Source organism: Achromobacter sp. CF-sbj1-Ac2-l, from assembly GCF_052698165.1.
The window spans coordinates 5,525,515-5,542,145 of record NZ_CP199855.1 but is presented as its reverse complement, the minus strand read 5'-3'; the positions used below and the strand labels follow the sequence as shown (position 1 = coordinate 5,542,145).

At 68.2% G+C, this 16,631-nt stretch carries 14 protein-coding genes; 7 read left to right on the top strand and 7 right to left on the bottom strand.

Annotated elements, in window-relative coordinates; all coding sequences use genetic code 11:
* Positions 1-79 precede the first annotated feature (79 nt).
* Together ACUDCK_RS25340 and ACUDCK_RS25335 are read left to right on the top strand one after the other, a co-directional pair.
* Entirely contained in the window at positions 80-1,135 is a 1,056-nt protein-coding gene (locus ACUDCK_RS25340) for a DUF72 domain-containing protein (protein WP_116791621.1), read from the top strand.
* 78 nt (positions 1,136-1,213) lie between these two features.
* Positions 1,214-2,269: an RNA methyltransferase gene (locus ACUDCK_RS25335; protein ID WP_063580106.1), complete on the top strand. Its 1,056-nt coding sequence runs from the start codon at positions 1,214-1,216 to the stop codon at positions 2,267-2,269.
* A 40-nt stretch (positions 2,270-2,309) separates the two neighbouring features.
* On the opposite strand, the gene ACUDCK_RS25330 is transcribed toward ACUDCK_RS25335, so the two are convergent.
* Both ACUDCK_RS25330 and ACUDCK_RS25325 read right to left on the bottom strand, forming a co-directional pair.
* Positions 2,310-2,882: a GNAT family N-acetyltransferase gene (locus tag ACUDCK_RS25330; protein WP_064524781.1), complete on the bottom strand. Its 573-nt coding sequence runs from the start codon at positions 2,880-2,882 to the stop codon at positions 2,310-2,312.
* Positions 2,883-2,994: 112 nt separating this feature from the next.
* Positions 2,995-3,771, bottom strand: a complete 777-nt coding sequence (locus tag ACUDCK_RS25325; RefSeq protein WP_231891503.1) for a Crp/Fnr family transcriptional regulator — start codon at positions 3,769-3,771, stop codon at positions 2,995-2,997.
* Between the two features lie 138 nt (positions 3,772-3,909).
* Between ACUDCK_RS25325 and ACUDCK_RS25320 the strand changes: the two genes are divergently transcribed.
* The 5 genes from ACUDCK_RS25320 to ACUDCK_RS25300 all read left to right on the top strand — a co-directional run bounded on the left by ACUDCK_RS25320 (position 3,910) and on the right by ACUDCK_RS25300 (position 10,154).
* The gene (locus tag ACUDCK_RS25320; protein WP_100507583.1) at positions 3,910-5,133 is read left to right on the top strand and encodes an ABC transporter substrate-binding protein; all 1,224 of its coding nucleotides are present in this window, start codon (positions 3,910-3,912) and stop codon (positions 5,131-5,133) included.
* Positions 5,134-5,143: 10 nt separating this feature from the next.
* Positions 5,144-6,058, top strand: a complete 915-nt coding sequence (locus tag ACUDCK_RS25315; RefSeq protein WP_049076344.1) for a BKACE family enzyme — start codon at positions 5,144-5,146, stop codon at positions 6,056-6,058.
* A gap of 34 nt (positions 6,059-6,092) precedes the next feature.
* On the top strand, positions 6,093-6,869 hold the full coding sequence (locus tag ACUDCK_RS25310; protein ID WP_116791619.1) for an SDR family oxidoreductase: 777 nt from the start codon (positions 6,093-6,095) through the stop codon (positions 6,867-6,869).
* 290 nt (positions 6,870-7,159) lie between these two features.
* On the top strand, positions 7,160-8,464 hold the full coding sequence (locus ACUDCK_RS25305) for an ATP-binding protein (RefSeq protein WP_116791618.1): 1,305 nt from the start codon (positions 7,160-7,162) through the stop codon (positions 8,462-8,464).
* Positions 8,465-8,615: 151 nt separating this feature from the next.
* Positions 8,616-10,154 carry an argininosuccinate lyase gene (locus tag ACUDCK_RS25300; RefSeq protein WP_063584550.1) on the top strand — a complete coding sequence of 513 codons (1,539 nt, stop codon included), beginning with the start codon at positions 8,616-8,618 and terminating at the stop codon, positions 10,152-10,154.
* Between the two features lie 211 nt (positions 10,155-10,365).
* Here ACUDCK_RS25300 and prpF read toward each other — a convergent pair whose 3' ends face one another.
* From prpF to ACUDCK_RS25275, 5 genes are all read right to left on the bottom strand, one after another.
* Positions 10,366-11,550, bottom strand: coding sequence for a 2-methylaconitate cis-trans isomerase PrpF (prpF, locus tag ACUDCK_RS25295; protein WP_144655587.1), 1,185 nt, complete (start codon positions 11,548-11,550; stop codon positions 10,366-10,368).
* Positions 11,551-11,614: 64 nt separating this feature from the next.
* On the bottom strand, positions 11,615-14,233 hold the full coding sequence (acnD, locus tag ACUDCK_RS25290) for a Fe/S-dependent 2-methylisocitrate dehydratase AcnD (RefSeq protein ID WP_144655586.1): 2,619 nt from the start codon (positions 14,231-14,233) through the stop codon (positions 11,615-11,617).
* Positions 14,230-14,940, bottom strand: coding sequence for a GntR family transcriptional regulator (locus tag ACUDCK_RS25285; RefSeq protein ID WP_049076328.1), 711 nt, complete (start codon positions 14,938-14,940; stop codon positions 14,230-14,232). The genes acnD and ACUDCK_RS25285 overlap by 4 nt, the downstream gene beginning before the upstream one ends.
* Before the next feature lie 234 nt (positions 14,941-15,174).
* Positions 15,175-15,342 carry a hypothetical protein gene (locus tag ACUDCK_RS25280; RefSeq protein WP_116791614.1) on the bottom strand — a complete coding sequence of 56 codons (168 nt, stop codon included), beginning with the start codon at positions 15,340-15,342 and terminating at the stop codon, positions 15,175-15,177.
* A 96-nt stretch (positions 15,343-15,438) separates the two neighbouring features.
* Positions 15,439-16,491, bottom strand: coding sequence for an alginate lyase family protein (locus tag ACUDCK_RS25275; RefSeq protein WP_175167037.1), 1,053 nt, complete (start codon positions 16,489-16,491; stop codon positions 15,439-15,441).
* Between the last annotated feature and the right edge of the window lie 140 nt (positions 16,492-16,631).

Sequence of the window (16,631 nt, the reverse complement as noted above, 5' to 3'; positions counted from 1 at the left end):
GGCCAAAATAATTACATCCAAAGTGCCAGGCGTGATTCAAGTACCCTATAGCCCATCACCCGCGCCAGAATGACAAGTAATGCAAGAAGATCTTTTCGGCGACGCGCTGCCCGTCCCTCCGGCCGAGGCCCCGCGGCAGGCAACGCCTCCTGACATCCCCGAGCTTTCCGCCCTCCGGGGCATGGCCAAAGTGCTTCCCGCGCCCGCGGGGCAGGAATGGCGCGCGCTCGCCCAGCAGTTGCCCGCCCAATTGCGCTTTGGCGTCTCCACCTGGTCGTATCCCGGCTGGGAAGGGCTGGTCTGGGACGGCGAATACGATTCGAGCACACTGTCCAGGCACGGCCTGGGCGCCTACCACCAGCATCCGCTTTTGCGCACGGTCTGCGTGGACCGCACGTTCTGGCAGCCGTTGACGGCGAGCCAGTACGCCGCTTATGCGGGGCAGGTCGATGAGGATTTCCGTTTCGTCGTCAAATGCCCCGCCAGCGTTACCGATGCCCAGGTGCGTGGCGAAGCAGGCAGGACGCGGCAGGCCAACCCGCTTTTCCTCGATCCGTCGGTGGCTGTCCAGGAATTCGTGCGTCCGGCGCTCGAAGGCCTGGGGGCCAAGCTCGGCGTGCTGGTGTTCCAACTGAGTCCGTTGCCTCTGGGCATGTTGAGCCGCTCGGCATCGCTGTTCGAGAAACTGGGGCGCATGCTGGCCGCCGTGCGGGAGGCATTGTCCGCGCATGATGCCGTGATCGTCGCCGTGGAAGTGCGCGACCCGGAACTGCTGGGTCAGGCGCTGGTCGACACGCTCAAGGCGCATGGGGCCACGTTCTGCCTGGGGTTGCATGGCAAGATGCCGCCGATCGACGCGCAACTGCCGATGCTGCGCGCGCTGTGGCCGGGGCCGCTGGTCTGCCGCTGGAACCTGAACCGCGTGTTCGGCGCATACGGTTATGCCGACGCGCAGAAGAAGCATGATCCGTTCAATGCCCTGCTCAGCGAGGATCTTCCCACCCGCGCGGCGCTGGCGCGCACGATCCGCGGCATTACGGGCGCGGGGCAGCCGGCCTACGTGACGGTCAGCAATGACGCCGAGGGCTGCGCGCCGCTGTCCATCCAGAAACTGGCCCAGGCCATCGCCGGGTAGATCGGGCCTGTCCGGCTCGCCCCGCCCGGCATCGAGCTTGCCGGGCGCCCCCGCCGGGCGCGGTAAAATCCGCTCCCCATGCGCTACGCCGATTTCCACCAACGTCTCGCCGCCCTAGGCGCCCAGCCTGCCCATCGCGGGCGGGTCATGCGCGCCTGGCTGACCGGTCAGGCGTTCGACAGCGACACGTGGCGGCGGCGCTTCGACAACTATCTGCCGCTGGCGCTGCGCGAGGCGCTGCCCGCCCTGGCGGCGGAACTGGACGGCCTGGCCCGCGTCCGTTCCGAACACGCAGGCCACGATGGCTCGCGGCTGCTGGTCGACCTGGCCGACGGCCAGATGGTGGAAAGCGTGCTGCTGCCGCGAGACGGGCTGTGCGTGTCCACCCAGGTCGGCTGCGCGGTCGGCTGCCGGTTCTGCATGACCGGCAAGAGCGGCCTGATCCGCCAGGTGGCCAGCATGGAGATCCTGGCGCAGGTGGTGCTGGCGCGGCGGCTGCGCGCGGTGAAGAAAGTGGTCTTCATGGGCATGGGCGAACCGGCGCACAACCTGGACAACGTGCTGGAAGCCATCAACCTGCTGGGCACCGAAGGCAATATCGGCCACAAGAACCTGGTGTTCTCCACCGTGGGCGATCCGCGCGTGTTCGACGCGCTGCCGCGACAGGCCGTCAAGCCAGCCCTGGCGCTGTCGCTGCATACGACCCGCGCCGAGCTGCGCGAGCACCTGCTGCCGCGCGCGCCGAAGATCGCGCCGCGGGACCTGGTGGAAATGGGCGAGCGCTACGCCCGCGATACCGGCTACCCGATCCAGTATCAGTGGACGCTGCTCAAGGGCGTCAATGACGGCGACGACGAACTCGACGCCATCCCGCGCCTGCTCAAGGGCAAGTTCGGCGTGCTCAACGTGATCCCGTTCAACAGCATGGAAGGCGACGACTACCAGCGGCCCGAGGCCGAACGCATTCGCGAGATCGTGCGCACGCTGCATCGCCGCGGCGTGCTGACCAAGATCAGGAACAGCGCCGGGCAGGATGTGGACGGCGGTTGCGGCCAGTTGCGTGCCCGCGCGGCGGGGGCGGAGCAGGTGGTGGAACTGCGCCGCAACCGCGCCACCACGCGGCAAGCCGCGTAGACGCGGCCTTGCCCGGGGCGCGGCGCGTCGTGACGGCCGGTCAGGCGTCGGCGGGATTGATCAGCGACGTCAGCACGTGGTCCGCCCAGCTTCCGTCGATTTTCAGATAGGCCCGGGCCGTGCCTTCGCGCTCGAACCCCAGGCTGCTCAGCAGGCGCGCGCTGCGCGTGTTCTCGGGGCGATGGTTCGCCATGATGCGGTGCAGCCCGTGCTCGGCAAACATGAAATGGGTCGCCGCGACGAGGCATTCCCGCATCAGGCCTTGGCCTTCGCGGTCTTGCGCGACAGAGAAGCCCAGATGGCAGGCCTGGAAGGCCCCCCGCACGATATTGGTGAAGTTGCAGGTGCCGACCAGGCTGTCGTCGGTCCTGTCGAACAGCAGCAGGTGCACCGCCTGCCCGGCGGCGGCACTCGTTTCCATCGCGGCCAGCCGTTCTTCGGTCGACGCGGCGGTGTAGAACGCGTCGGACCGGGCGGGCTCCCAGGGCCGCAGGTGGGCCCGGTTGGCAAGGTGGTACGCCAGCAGGGCCGGGGCATGTTGGCGAGTCGCTTGCCGCAGCGACAGGCGGGGCGTGAGCAGGGGACCGGCCGGGGCCGTCGGGGTGGGGATCATGGGGCGCGGGATGAGCAGCAATGGAAGGCGAGAAGATACCGCGGACAGGTGAACGGCGGAAACGGTGAACGGCGGAAACGCGTGGCGTTGACCGCCCGGGTCGACTGGCGGGCTATGCGGGCATGTCGGCCGGGTGATCAGCAGGCTCGCGGTTGAGCTTCGCGTGCCGGTACAGGCCCTCCCGATCCAGGATCGTCATGCCGCCATAATGCGTGCGCAGCACCCCCGCCCGCGCCAGCTTCGTCAGCGCGGCGTTGCAGCGCTGGCGCGACACGCCGCACAGGCCGGCGATCTCTTCCTGTGAGATCTTGAGGCGGCCGTTGGTGCCGGAATGCTGCTCGGCGTTCAACTGCGCGGCGACGGCGCGGGCCACCGTGGTGTCCACGTCCAGCAGCACGTTGCCGGTATAGCAGGCCATCAGCCAATTGACGCGCTGCGCCAGGTGGGTCATCAGCGCTTTGGTGAACGCGATATTGTTGTTCCACAGGCGCTCGCAGGTGTCGCGCGGCAGGATCACGACCTGGCTCGGGCGCAGCGCCACCACTTCGTATTCGAACGGCTCGCGGCGGATCATGGTGGCCTCGCCGAACCAACTGCCGGTGCTGAAGCCGGCCAGCGACAGCGACCGACCGTCCGAGCCGCGCGACGACCATTTCACCAGGCCGTCCACCACGCCATACCAGCCCAGCGATTTCGAACCCTCGCGGAACAGGCGTTCGCCCGCCTGCAATGACACCACCCGCAGCTCGGCCCGGACCACGTCGCGTTCCAGCCGCGGCAGGCCGTTGTACCAGGGCACGACGGCCAGCATCCGGTCCACCGGGTCTTGCTTGGCTCGCCGCTTCGGGCTGGCAGGTTCATGGCCGGTTCCGGCTGCCGGTGCGCGCATGGTTGTCCCCGTTCCGCCGTGGTGAGGGCGCCCAGGTAAACCCTAGGGCGCTTTGTCAACATGATGACTGTTTGCTGGCGGGGCCAGTCCGAGAATATTCGGGGCCCCAGAGCCAAAAAACCATAAGAGGAGACAGGTATGTTGTCAATGCCACGCAGGTTTTCGCGCGCTGTCCTGGCCGGCGCCATCGCCGGCGCGCTGCTGCACGCGGGCGCGGCCCGGGCGCAGATTTCCGACGACGTGATCCGGATCGGCTTCATCACCGATATGTCGGGCGTCTATTCCGGGCCGGACGGCCCGGGCGGGGCAGAAGCCATCAAGATGGCCATCGAGGAGATGGGCGGCGAGATCAATGGCAAGAAGATCGAGCTGCTGACGGCGGACCACCAGAACAAGGCGGACATTGCCTCGGCCAAGGCGCGCGAATGGTTCGACCAGCGGGGCCTGGACATGCTGATCGGCGGCACCAATTCGAGCACGGCGCTGGCCATGTCGAAGGTGGCCGCCGACAAGAAGAAGCCGATCATCGTGGTGGGCGCGGGCGCGCCGGCCCTGACCAACGAGCAGTGCACCCCATACACGCTGAACTATGCCTACGACACCGTGGCGCAGGCGCGCGGCACGGGCGCGGCGGTGGTGAAGGCGGGCGGCAAGAGCTGGTACATCCTGACGGCGGACTACGCCTTTGGCCATGCGTTGCAGGCCGATACCACCAAGGTGGTCGAGGCGGGCGGCGGCAAGGTGGTCGGGTCGGTCAAGCATCCGCTGTCGACCAGCGATTTCTCGTCGTTCCTGTTGCAGGCGCAGGCCAGCAAGGCCGAGATCCTGGCGCTGGCCAATGCCGGCGCGGACGCCACCAATGCGATCAAGGCGGCCAACGAATTCGGCCTGACCAAGACGATGCGGCTGGCCGGCATGATCATGTTCATCAACGACATCCACGCCATGGGCCTGGAGACGGCCAAGGGCATGTACCTGACCGACAGTTGGTACTGGAACGCGTCGGACGAGACGCGGGCCTGGGCGCGGAAGTTCTACGAGCGCCGCAACGCCATGCCGTCGTCGCTGCAGGCGGCCGACTATTCGGCGGCCATCCAGTACCTGCGCGCGGTCAAGGCGACGGGCACGGACGATGCCGACAAGGTGCTGGCGTATCTGCGCGAGAACAAGCTCGACGACGTGTACATCAAGAACGGCGTGGTGCGTCCGGATGGCCGCGTGGTGCACGACATGTATCTGCTGCAGGTCAAGACGCCCGAGGAATCGAAGGCGCCCTGGGACTACTTCAAGGTGGTCCAGACCATCGATGGCAACGAGGCCTTCACCACCAAGGCCGAGACCCGCTGCGCCCTTTGGAAATAAGAGAATCGCCATGGCAAAACGCAAAGTGATCGTGACCATTGCTCCCACCGGGGGCATGGCGTTCAAGAGCCAGAACCCGCATCTGCCGACCCAGCCGGCCGAGATCGCCGAGGACGTCTACCGCTGCTACAACGCCGGGGCCAGCGTGGTCGCGCTGCATGCGCGCCGTCCCGACGACCAGGCCACCTGCGACGCGGCCATCTACCGCGACATGAACCAGCGCATCCGTGAGCGCTGCGACATCGTGCTGAACAATTCCACGGGCGGCGGCGTGCACGGCGACATGGTCAGGGAAACCACGCCGGGCACCTGGGAGATCCTGTGGGAAGAGCGGCTCAAGGGCATGGACGCCGGCGCCGAGATGTGCACGCTGGACGCCACCACGCTGAACCTGGCCTTCGGCGACCGCGAATACCTGATGAACACGCCCTTGTCCCGCGCCCGCGAACTGGCGGCCGGCATGAAGGCGCGCGGCATCAAGCCGGAGTGGGAGGTGTTCAGCCCGACCCATATCCTGCAGGACGCGACCACGTTGATCAACGAAGGGCTGGACGAGGAGCCGCATTTCATCAACCTGGTGATGAATGTGCACCGCAACTTCCAGAACGCGATGCCGTTCTCGCCGCGCCATTTGCAGATGATGGTGGACCTGCTTCCCAGGAACAGCATCTTCTGCGTCAGCGGCATCGGACCGTCGCAGCTCGAAGCCAACATCAGCGCGCTGCTGCTGGGCGGGCATGCGCGGGTCGGGCTGGAGGACAACCTGTATTACCGCCATGGCGAGCTGGCGACCAACGTGCAACTGACCGAGCGCATCGTGCGCATCATCCGCGAGCTGGACATGGAGCCCGCGACGCCCGCCGAGGCGCGCGAGATCATGGGCCTGCCGCTGCGGGGCGGCGTGCGGCCGGCATTCGCGCTGTGAGACCGATGCGGCATTTTTCAAAGGATGAAGCCTGATGATCGAATCGTTGCAAGGCAAGCGGGTCCTGGTCACCGCTGGCGCGGGGGGAATCGGGCTGGCGATCGCGCGCAAGTTCCTGGCGTCGGGGGCGCAGGTGCATATCTGTGATGTGGCGGCAGAGGCGGTGCAGGCCGCCGTGCGGGCGCATCCGGGCTTGAGCGGCAGCGTCACGGATGTATCCGATGAGGCCCAGGTGCTGGCCATGTTCACGGACCTGGCCACGCGCTGGGGCCGGCTCGACGCGCTGGTGAACAACGCTGGCGTGTCGGGCCCCACCAGCCGGCTGGAGGAGACGGACCTGGCGGCGTGGCGCGCCACGCTCGACGTCAACCTGACCGGCACGTTCCTGTGCGCGCGCGGCGCGGTGCCGCTGCTGCGCGAGGCGGGCGGCGGGGCGATCATCAATATCTCGTCGGTCGCGGGGCGCCTGGGCTTTTCGCTGCGCAGCCCCTACAGCGCCAGCAAGTTCGGATTGGCGGGGCTGACGCAGACCTGGGCGATGGAGCTGGGACCGTCCGGCATCCGCGTCAATTCGGTGCTGCCCGGCGTGGTGGCGGGCGAGCGGGTCGAGCGCATCATCGCCGCGCGCGCGGCGGCCGGCGGCGTCAGCAACGATGTCATGCGCGCGCAACTGGTGGAGAAGGTGTCGCTGCGCAGGATGACGCAGCCCGAGGATATCGCCAATCAGGTCGCGTTCCTGTGCTCGGACGAGGGCGCGATGATCAGCGGCCAGAGCATTTCGGTGTGCGGCAACGTCGAATACCTGGGGTGACGGGGCATGGCGGGCGCCGCGCCCGACAGGGCCGCCTGATCTGCGGCATGGCCGCGCGGGTCGATCGCCGCGACGGCTAGCGGCACCGCGGCCCGCCGGCGTTTCACTTTTTTTCACAAATCCCACACAAAAGGCGGCGGAACGGCCGCCGGCTTGTTTTCTATCATCCCGGGGCGCGCATCCGCCGCGGCCCGCGCGATCCGCCATTGCGGCCGTCCGCGCGTTTCCATCATCCCTCTCCGCCCGCCCTCGCTGCGCGGACGCGCCCGCCGCCGGCCCGAAGGCTACTGATGCTCAGATTTCTCATTCGTGTCGTTGTCGTGGTGCTGATCAGCCTGGGGCTGGCCTATCTGTTCGTGGACAAGGGGCTGGGGGCGCTGCTCAAGCCGATGGTCGAAGAGGTTGCCTTCCAATCGCTGCGGGGCCAGTTCTACGAGTTGCATGAGCGGTTGGACGCGGTGCCGCCGGCGCGGCGCGAAGACGTGCTGCGCGACCAGGTGCAGCCACATTACGGCATCGCGATGCGCTTGCTGCAAGCGCATCAGGTCCACCTGACCGAGGATGAGCGCGAGCAATGGCAGACCATGGGCGTCGTGATGCGCGACGATTTCGACACCCACCTGCTGCCGTTGCCGGGCGAGCCCGCGCAGTGGCTGGAGTTGCGCCTGCCCAACGTGTTCGACACCGTGGTCGCCCTGTCCGTCTGGCTGTGCCTGGGGATCGTGGTGGCGATCGGCCTGCTGGCGCTGTGGGCGTTGCCGATGTGGCGCGACATGGACGCGCTGCGCAATGCCGCGCTGCGCATGGGGCACGGGGAACTGAGCATGCGCGTGCGCCTGTCGCGCATCGCCGGGATCCGTCACGTCGGCGAGAGTTTCAATCACATGGCCGAGCGCATTGCCGCGTTGATCGAGAATCAGCGCAGCCTGACCAACGCCGTCTCGCATGAGCTGCGCACGCCGCTGGCGCGGCTGTCGTTCGAGGTGGACCAACTGGGGCGCGGCGGCCTGCCGCCAGCGCATCAGCCGGTCTTGCGCGACATGCGCGCGGACATTTCGGAGCTGGAGAGCATGGTGGCGGAGCTGTTGGTGTACGCGCGGCTGGAACGGCCCACCGAAGAGGCCGTGCGGTTGGAAACCGTGGACACGCGCGACTGGCTGGGCGAGGCCCTGGCCCAGGTGGCGCACCAGGCCGAGGCGCGCAATGTGCGCTGCGTCGTGGCGGACGGCCATCCCCCGCACGTGTGCCTGCATCCGCGCTATATGAGCCGGGCCCTGCTGAACCTGGTGCAGAACGCGGTGCGCTATGCGCGGGGCCGCGTCGAAGTCGCGCTGACGCACACGTCAGCGGGGCATTTCGAGCTGATCGTGGACGACGACGGACCGGGCATTCCGGTGGCCGATCGCGAACGGATTTTCGAACCCTTCATCCGGCTGGATGAAAGCCGCGATCGCGGCACCGGCGGCGCCGGGCTGGGGCTGGCGATCGCGCAGCGCGTCGCGGTCGGGCACCGTGGCGCCATCAGTGTCACGGACAGCCCGATGGGCGGGGCGCGCTTCGTGTTGCGCTGGGCGGTGCCAGCGTCGGCGGCATAGCATTCGACTGGCCGCCAGGCATAGGGGTCAACCCGCAGGCGTGGGCGGTCGCGCCCGGCCCGTTGCATGGCGGATTGCATTTTGTGGCACACGGGGCGCAAAAATGGTGTTTGATACAGGGGTTTGATTTCCCCCTCATAACGAGAACACCATGAGACACTTCCTGCCCGCCCTGGGCGCAGCCCTCGTTTTGTCCCTCGGCGCCCATGCCGCCTCGGCCCAGCAGGCGCCCGCCGCCGCCAAGCCGCCGCACGATCCTTTCTTCTGGCTGGGCGAGATCAACAAGGCCACGGCCGTGATCAACACCGACCAGGGGCTGCTCGACAAGGCCATGGCGCCGCGCCTGGCGGCGGGCGTGGCCAAGGTGATCAATGATGGCAACCAGCCCGGCGCCAAGCGGCCGGCCAGCGTCATCACCTTCGAGCCGCTGCTGATCAAGGCCGCGGGCGAGGACGTGACGCTGCTGCATGCCGGCCGTTCCAGCCAGGACATGCACGCCACCTACCGCAGCGCCATCCTGCGCGACAAGCTGCTGGAACTGGCGGACCAGCTCAATGCCACGTCAACCACGCTGGTGGAGCTGGCCGCCAAGCACAGCGCCACCATTGTGCCCAACTACACCAACGGCGTGGCGGCCCAGCCGAACAGCTATGGCCACTACCTGCTGGGACAGGCCGCCGGCCTGGCGCGCGACGCCCAACGCATCCGCGAAGCCTACGCGCGCATCGACCGCTCGCCCATGGGCACCACCGTGCTAAACGGCACCAGTTGGCCGCTGGACCGCAAGCGCATGGCGCAGTACCTGGGCTTCACCGCGCTGGTGGACAACGCCTATGACGCCTCGCAGATCTCGTCAATGGACCAGCCGGTGGAAGTGGCGTCGATCGTCACCAGCATCGCGCTGCGCACCGGCAACTTCGTCGAGGACGTGATGACGCAGTATGCCCAGTCGCGGCCCTGGATCCTGCTGGAAGAGGGCGGCGGCAACACCTACGTGTCCAGCGCCATGCCGCAAAAGCGCAATCCGGGCCTGCTCAATGACACCCGCAGCGACGCGTCGACGGCGGTGACGCTGGCCATGGGGCCGGTGATCCAGACGCACAACATCACGCCAGGCATGAGCGACCCCAAGGACGTCAAGCAGAACTCGGCCATGGTCGACGCCGGCATCTCCGCGCTCAAGCGCTGGGACCGCGTGCTCAAGGCCATGGTGATCAGCCCGGACCGCGCGCTGGAGGAACTGAACAGCGACTGGACCGCTTCGCAGGAACTGGCTGACGTGCTGATGCGCAAGTACAAGCTGCCGTTCCGCGACGGCCACCACTTCGCCTCCGAGGTGGTGAGCTACGCCAAGGCCAACAACATCAAGCCGCTGGACTTCCCGTATGACCAGGCGCGCCGCATCTACGCCGAGGCGATGAAGGGTTCCAAATACCCGAACGAACTGCCGATGAGCGAGGCCGAGTTCCGTTCGACGCTGGACCCGGTCGCCATCGTCAAGAACCGCGCCACCAGTGGCGGGCCTCAGCCGGCGGAAATGGAGCGCATGATCAAGGAGGCGCGCGAGCAACTGGCCTCGCAGGACAAGTGGATCAAGGAACGCCGCGCCCACATCGCCGATTCGCTGGCCGCGCTGGACAAGGATTTTGACGCGCTGGTGGCCAGCGCGCCGAAGGACAAGGCCCAGTAAGCGGCCGCCCGGCCGCGCGATGCCGGGCGGCGCGCCGCGCCGGCCGGGGTCAGCGGCACGCCATCGAGTAGTCGCAGCGGATCTGGTCGGGCAGGTCGCGGCCATCGAAGCCGCCCAGGTCCTTGCCGGCAAGGCCTTGCTCGATGTCGGCCTTGACCTGCGCATAGGGTTGGGGAATCAGGTAGTAGCGGCCCGGTCGGCGTCGGTCGCCTCAGAACCCGGTGGGCGGCACGTGCACCCGGCCTTCCATCAGCACGCGCGCGCTGCGGCTCATGATGGCCTTGGTGACGGTCCATTCGCCGTCGATCAGTTGGGCCTGGGCGCCGACGCGCAGCGTGCCCGAGGGGTGGCCGAAGTTGACCTGGTCGCGCTGGCCGCCGCCGGCCGCCAGGTTGACCAGCGTGCCCGGCACGGCCGCGGCGGTGGCGATGGCGACCGAGGCGGTGCCCATCATGGCGTGGTGCAGCTTGCCCATGGACAGGGCGCGCACCAGCACGTCGATGTCGCCGGCGCCGATCTGCTTGCCGCTGGAGGACGTGTAGGCCTTGGGGCGGGCCACAAAGGCCACCTTGGGCGTGTGCTGGCGCGCGGCGGCTTCTTCCAGTTTCTGGATCAGGCCCATGCGCAGCGCGCCGTGGGCGCGGATGGTCTCGAAGCGCGCCAGGGCGGCGGCGTCGCCGTTGATGTCGTCCTGCAGCTCGGTGCCGGTGTAGCCCAGCGCCTCGGCGTCCAGGAAGATGGTGGGAATGCCGGAGTTGATCATGGTGGCCTTGAAGGTGCCCACGCCGGGCACTTCCAGGTCGTCCACCAGATTGCCGGTGGGGAACATCGAGCCGCCGTCGCCTTCCTCGGCCGGGTTCATGAATTCCAGTTGCAGCTCGGCGGCCGGGAAGGTCACGCCGTCCAGCTCGAAGTCGCCGGTCTCCTGCACCGCGCCGTCGGTGATCGGCACGTGGGCGATGATTGTCTTCTGGATGTTGGCCTGCCAGATGCGCACCACGGCGATGCCGTTGCGCGGCACGCGGGCCGGGTCCACCAGGCCATTGGTGATGGCGAAGGGGCCGACGGCGGCCGACAGGTTGCCGCAGTTGCCGCTCCAGTCGACGAAGGCCTGGTCGATCGAGACCTGGCCGAACAGGTAGTCGACGTCATGTTCGGGGCGGCTGCTCTTGCCGATGATGACGGTCTTGCTGGTGCTGGAAGTGGCCGCACCCATGCCGTCGATCTGCTTGCCGTAGGGGTCGGGGCTGCCGATCACGCGCATCAGCAGCGCGTCGCGGGCCGGGCCCGGCACGCGGGCGGATTCGGGCAGATCGTCGAGCTTGAAGAACACGCCTTTGCTGGTGCCACCGCGCATGTAGGTGGCGGGAATCTTGATCTGGGGGGCATGGGCCATGGGGCAGTCCTGATGTCTTGGGTGGGGAAGGCGGGCGCCGCGGCGCCCGCCATGCTGTGGGGGGTCAGCCGGCCTTCTTGGCCGAACCGGCGGCCGATTCGGCTTCCAGGAAGTCCTGCGCGAAGCGTTGCAGCACGCCGCCGGCTTCGTAGATGGACACTTCCTCGGCGGTGTCGAGGCGACAGGTCATCGGCACTTCCAGGGTCTCGCCGTCGCGGCGGTGGATCACCAGCGTCAGGTCGGCGCGCGGCTTGCGCTCGCCCACCACGTCGTAGGTCTCGGTGCCGTCCAGGGCCAGCGTCTTGCGATTCACGCCGGGCTTGAATTCCAGCGGCAGCACGCCCATGCCGATGAGGTTGGTGCGGTGGATGCGCTCGAAGCCTTCGGCGGCAATGGCCTCGACGCCGGCCAGGCGCACGCCCTTGGCGGCCCAGTCGCGCGACGAGCCCTGGCCGTAGTCGGCGCCGGCCACGATGATCAGCGGCTGCTTGCGGTCCATGTAGGTCTCGATGGCTTCCCACATGCGCATCTCCTTGCCTTCCGGTTCCACGCGGGCCAGCGAGCCCTGCTTGACCGTGCCGTCGGCGTTCCTGACCATCTCGTTGAACAGCTTGGGATTGGCGAAGGTGGCGCGCTGCGCGGTCAGGTGGTCGCCGCGGTGGGTGGCGTAGGAGTTGAAGTCCTCTTCCGGCAGGCCCATCTTGTGCAGGTATTCGCCGGCGGCGCTGTCCATCAGGATGGCGTTGGACGGCGACAGGTGGTCGGTGGTGATGTTGTCGCCGAGCACGGCCAGGGGACGCATGCCGCGCAGCGTGCGCTCGCCGGCCAGCGCGCCTTCCCAGTACGGCGGACGGCGGATATAGGTGCTCTGCGGGCGCCACGCGTACAGCGGCTCGACCGCGGCGTCGCGTTCGTTGCGCAGGCCGAACATGGGCGCGTAGACCTTGCGGAACTGTTCCGGCTTGACGGCGGCCTTGACCATGGCGTCGATCTCTTCGTCGCTGGGCCAGATGTCCTTCAGGCGGATCTCGCGGCCGCTGGCGTCGGTGCCCAGCACGTCGCGCTCGATGTCGAAGCGGATGGTGCCGGCGATGGCGTAGGCCACCACCAGCGGCGGCGAGGCCAGGAAGGCCTGCTTGGCGTAGGGGTGGATGCGGCCGTCGAAATTGCGGTTGCCGGACAGCACGGCGGTGGCGTAGAGGTCGCGGTCGATGATCTCCTGCTGGATCACGGGGTCGAGCGCGCCCGACATGCCGTTGCAGGTGGTACAGGCAAACGCCACGACGCCGAAGCCGAGTTTCTCCAGGTCGGCGGTCAGGCCGGCTTCGTCCAGGTACAGGGCCACGGCCTTGGAGCCGGGCGCCAGCGAGCTCTTGACCCACGGCTTGCGCGTCAGGCCGGCGCGGTTGGCGTTGCGCGCCAGCAGGCCGGCGGCGATGACGTTGCGCGGATTGCTGGTGTTGGTGCAACTGGTGATGGCGGCGATGATGACGGCGCCGTCGGGCATCAGGCCCGGTTGGTTCTCGACCGTGCCGGCGATGCCGCGTTCGGCCAGGTCGGAAACCGGCAGGCGGCGGTGCGGGTTGGACGGGCCGGCCAGGGTGCGCACCACGGTCGACAGGTCAAAGCGCAGCACGCGCTCGTACTCGGCCGTCTTGAGGCTGTCGGCCCACAGGCCGGCGGTCTTGGCGTAGGTTTCCACCAGCGCGATCTGCTCGTCCTCGCGGCCGGTCAGGCGCAGGTAGTCGATGGTCTGCTGATCGATGGCGAACATCGCGGCGGTGGCGCCGTATTCGGGCGCCATGTTGGAGATGGTGGCGCGGTCGCCCAGCGTCAGGCTGGCGGCGCCTTCGCCGTGGAACTCCAGGTAGGCGCCCACGACTTTTTCCTTGCGCAGGAATTCGGTCAGCGTCAGCACCACGTCGGTGGCGGTGATGCCGGGGCCGGCGCGGCCGGTCAGTTCGACGCCGATGATGTCGGGCAGGCGCATCCACGAGGCGCGGCCCAGCATCACGTTCTCGGCTTCCAGGCCGCCCACGCCGATGGCGATGACGCCCAGCGCGTCCACGTGCGGGGTGTGGCTGTCGGTGCCGACCAGCGTGTCGGGGAAGGCCACGCCATCCTGCGTGTAGATCACCGGCGACATCCGCTCCAGGTTGATCTGGTGCATGATGCCGTTGCCCGGGGGCACCACTTCTATGTTGCGGAAGGCCTGCTTGGTCCAGTCGATGAAGTGGAAGCGGTCTTCGTTGCGGCGGTCTTCCACCGCGCGGTTCTTGGCGAAGGCGTCGGGATCGTTGCCGCCGTATTCCACCGCCAGCGAGTGGTCGACGATCAGTTGCACCGGCACCACCGGGTTGACCTTGGCGGGGTCGCCGCCCTTGTCGGCGATGGCGTCGCGCAGGCCGGCCAGGTCGACCAGCGCGGTCTGGCCGAGGATGTCATGACAGACCACGCGCGCCGGATACCACGGGAAGTCCAGGTCGCGGCGGCGTTCGATCAACTGCTTGAGCGCGTCGGTCAGCAGCGCCGGATCGCAGCGGCGCACCAGGTTCTCGGCGTGCACGCGCGAGGTGTAGGGCAGGCGGTCGTAGGCGCCGGGGGCGATGGCGTCCACGGCGGCGCGCGCGTCGAAATAGTCCAGGCGGGTGCCTTGCAGGGGCTTGCGATAGGATTTGTTCATGCCTCGGTGCGCTTCAGGTTGCCCTGAGCGATCTGTTTTTCAATGTTGAGACGGGATGCGCGGATGTGGCGGCGCATCAGGAGTTCGGCCAGCTCGCCATCGCGGTCGGCGATGGCGTCGAGAATGCGGTGATGCTCGGCATACGACTGCCGCGGGCGGTTGGGAGTGGTCGAGTACTGGATACGGTACATCCGCGCCAGTTGGTAGAGCTCGTCGCACAGCATGCGGAACAGCATCTGGTTGCCGCTGCCCTTGACGATGCGGTAGTGGAAATCGTAGTCGCCCTCCTGCTGGTAATAGCCGGTGCCGGCCTGGAAGGCCTCGTCCTTCTCGTGGGCGTGCAGCACCTGGCGCACCTGCTCGACTTCGGCCGGCGCCATGCGCTCGGCCGCCAGGCGGCAGGCCATGCCTTCGAGCGATTCGCGGATTTCGTAGAGTTCGGCCAGTTCCTGCGGGCTGAGCGACACCACGCGGGCGCCGGCGTGCGGCACGCGCACCAGCAGCCGTTGGCCTTCGAGCCGGTGCAGGGCCTCGCGCAGCGGGCCGCGGCTGACGCCGTGGATGCGCGCCAGTTCCGGTTCGGAAATTTTGCTGCCGGGGGCGATCTCGCCCTTGACGATGGCGGACTGGATCTTGCGGAAGATGTGTTCCGCCAGGGTCTCGCTATCGCCGGAGGCGGCGCCGGGCAGCGTCAGCACTTTGCTCATTGTGTCAACAATCTGATGATTTTTCCAGTGAAAAACCGATTAAAGCCCGTTCGGGGCGATTGATTGTCAACAATTTACCTTCCGTCCGATCTTGGCGCAAGCGCCCTGGGGCGCATTGGCGTCTGCGGCGAACCGGCGCTTCAAGGCGCGCCGGGGCGGCGCCAGACACGTGTCGTGGCGCATCGCGCTGGCGAAAGTGCGGGAAGTGGCCGTGGTGGACGCCGGCCAGGGCGCTCAGGGGCCGGTGTCCGGGTAGTTCGGGCCGGCGTCGTGGAAACCGCCGCTGCTGTAGGGATTGACCGCGCCCGGATGCGGCGGGCCGCCGGGACCCAGCGAGGAACAGCCGCCCAGTATCAGCAGGGCGGCCAGCAGGGCGAGTGTGCGAGTGGCGGTGGTTTGCATGGCGATCTCCGGCGGCTGCCCCTCGGCGGCCGCATACAGCTTGTCGTCACGGTTCAGTTTACGCCTGGCGCGGCCCGTCCGGGCGGTGCGCCGGCGTCACGAGCGGGGCAGGATGCCGTGGGTCGCCATCAGCGTCAGGTCGCCGCCCAGGCGGGGCTCGTCGTACGGCCCGGCGGCGTGCAGGGCGTCGAAGACGTGCGCTTGCGGCGCATGGCGGCGGTAGAACTCGACCCAGCCCGTGAATCCATGCGGCTGCCGGTCCTGCTGCGCCACCCCGGCCTGACGCGCGAACCAGGCGCTGTCGCGGTAGCCCTCGGCCACGCGCCGCGCCAGCCGGCCAAGCGCGCCGTCGCGGTAGCCATACCAGTCCTGGCCGTCTTCAAAGGCCAGCTCGGCCATTGTCACCAAGGGCGCGGCGGCATAGTCGTGATAGTGCAGCGCGCGGCCGCCGCGCGCCATTTCCATGGGCAGGCTGCCGTCGGCCTGGATGTCGTCGATGCCCTTGCGGTAGATCGTCTGCGCGCTGCGCAGCAGGCCGGCATCGCGGGTGGCGAGGGCGGTCGCCATGACGCCGACACCGGTCCAGTAATAGTGGTTGTTGCGCTTGTGCCGGGGATCGTCCCAGTAGGCGAGGTTGGCGCGCGATAGCTGTTCGAGCCAGGAGGCGATGAGGCCGCGCTGCGCCGGCGTGGCCAGCGGCAGGGTCTTGAGATAGGCCATGGCCGCCGCGCCGTGGGTCCATTCGCGCAGGTAGTCGGCCTGGTCGTTGTTGCCGTGGATCATGCGGCCGAGCATGGCGTCGTCCTTGGCCCAGGCTGCAAGCCACGCCAGCGCGCATTGGCCGGCGGCGGCGTCGCCATGGGCCAGGTAGGCGTCGGACAGGTCGGCAATGCGGCGGGCGTAATCGTTCAGCGGCTTGGTCTGGGCCTGGTTGCGGGCCTGCAGCGCGGGGTCGATCTTCGAGTGGGCGGCGTCGGTGTAGTAGCCGGTGCCTTCGAGGTCGCGCGGGCCGGGCGGCGCCGGTTCGCACTGGCGCGGCGCGGCCAGCGCCTGGGCGCCCAGCAGGATCAGCGGCAGGCAGGCGAGGTAGCGCCAGCGCGCGACGGCGGGCAGGGCGCCGCCACGGAAGGAGAAAGAAAGAGAACGCATTGCGGGTGCCTTTGTCCGGTCGGGCGGGTTGCCATTCACCCGCCTGCCCGGGGGGCGGTGGTGGCCGCCGGCCTGCCGGAGGGCGTGGTGTGGTGGATCGACCGCGCGCCGGGCGGAAAGTTGCACGGCGCGCGGCGTGT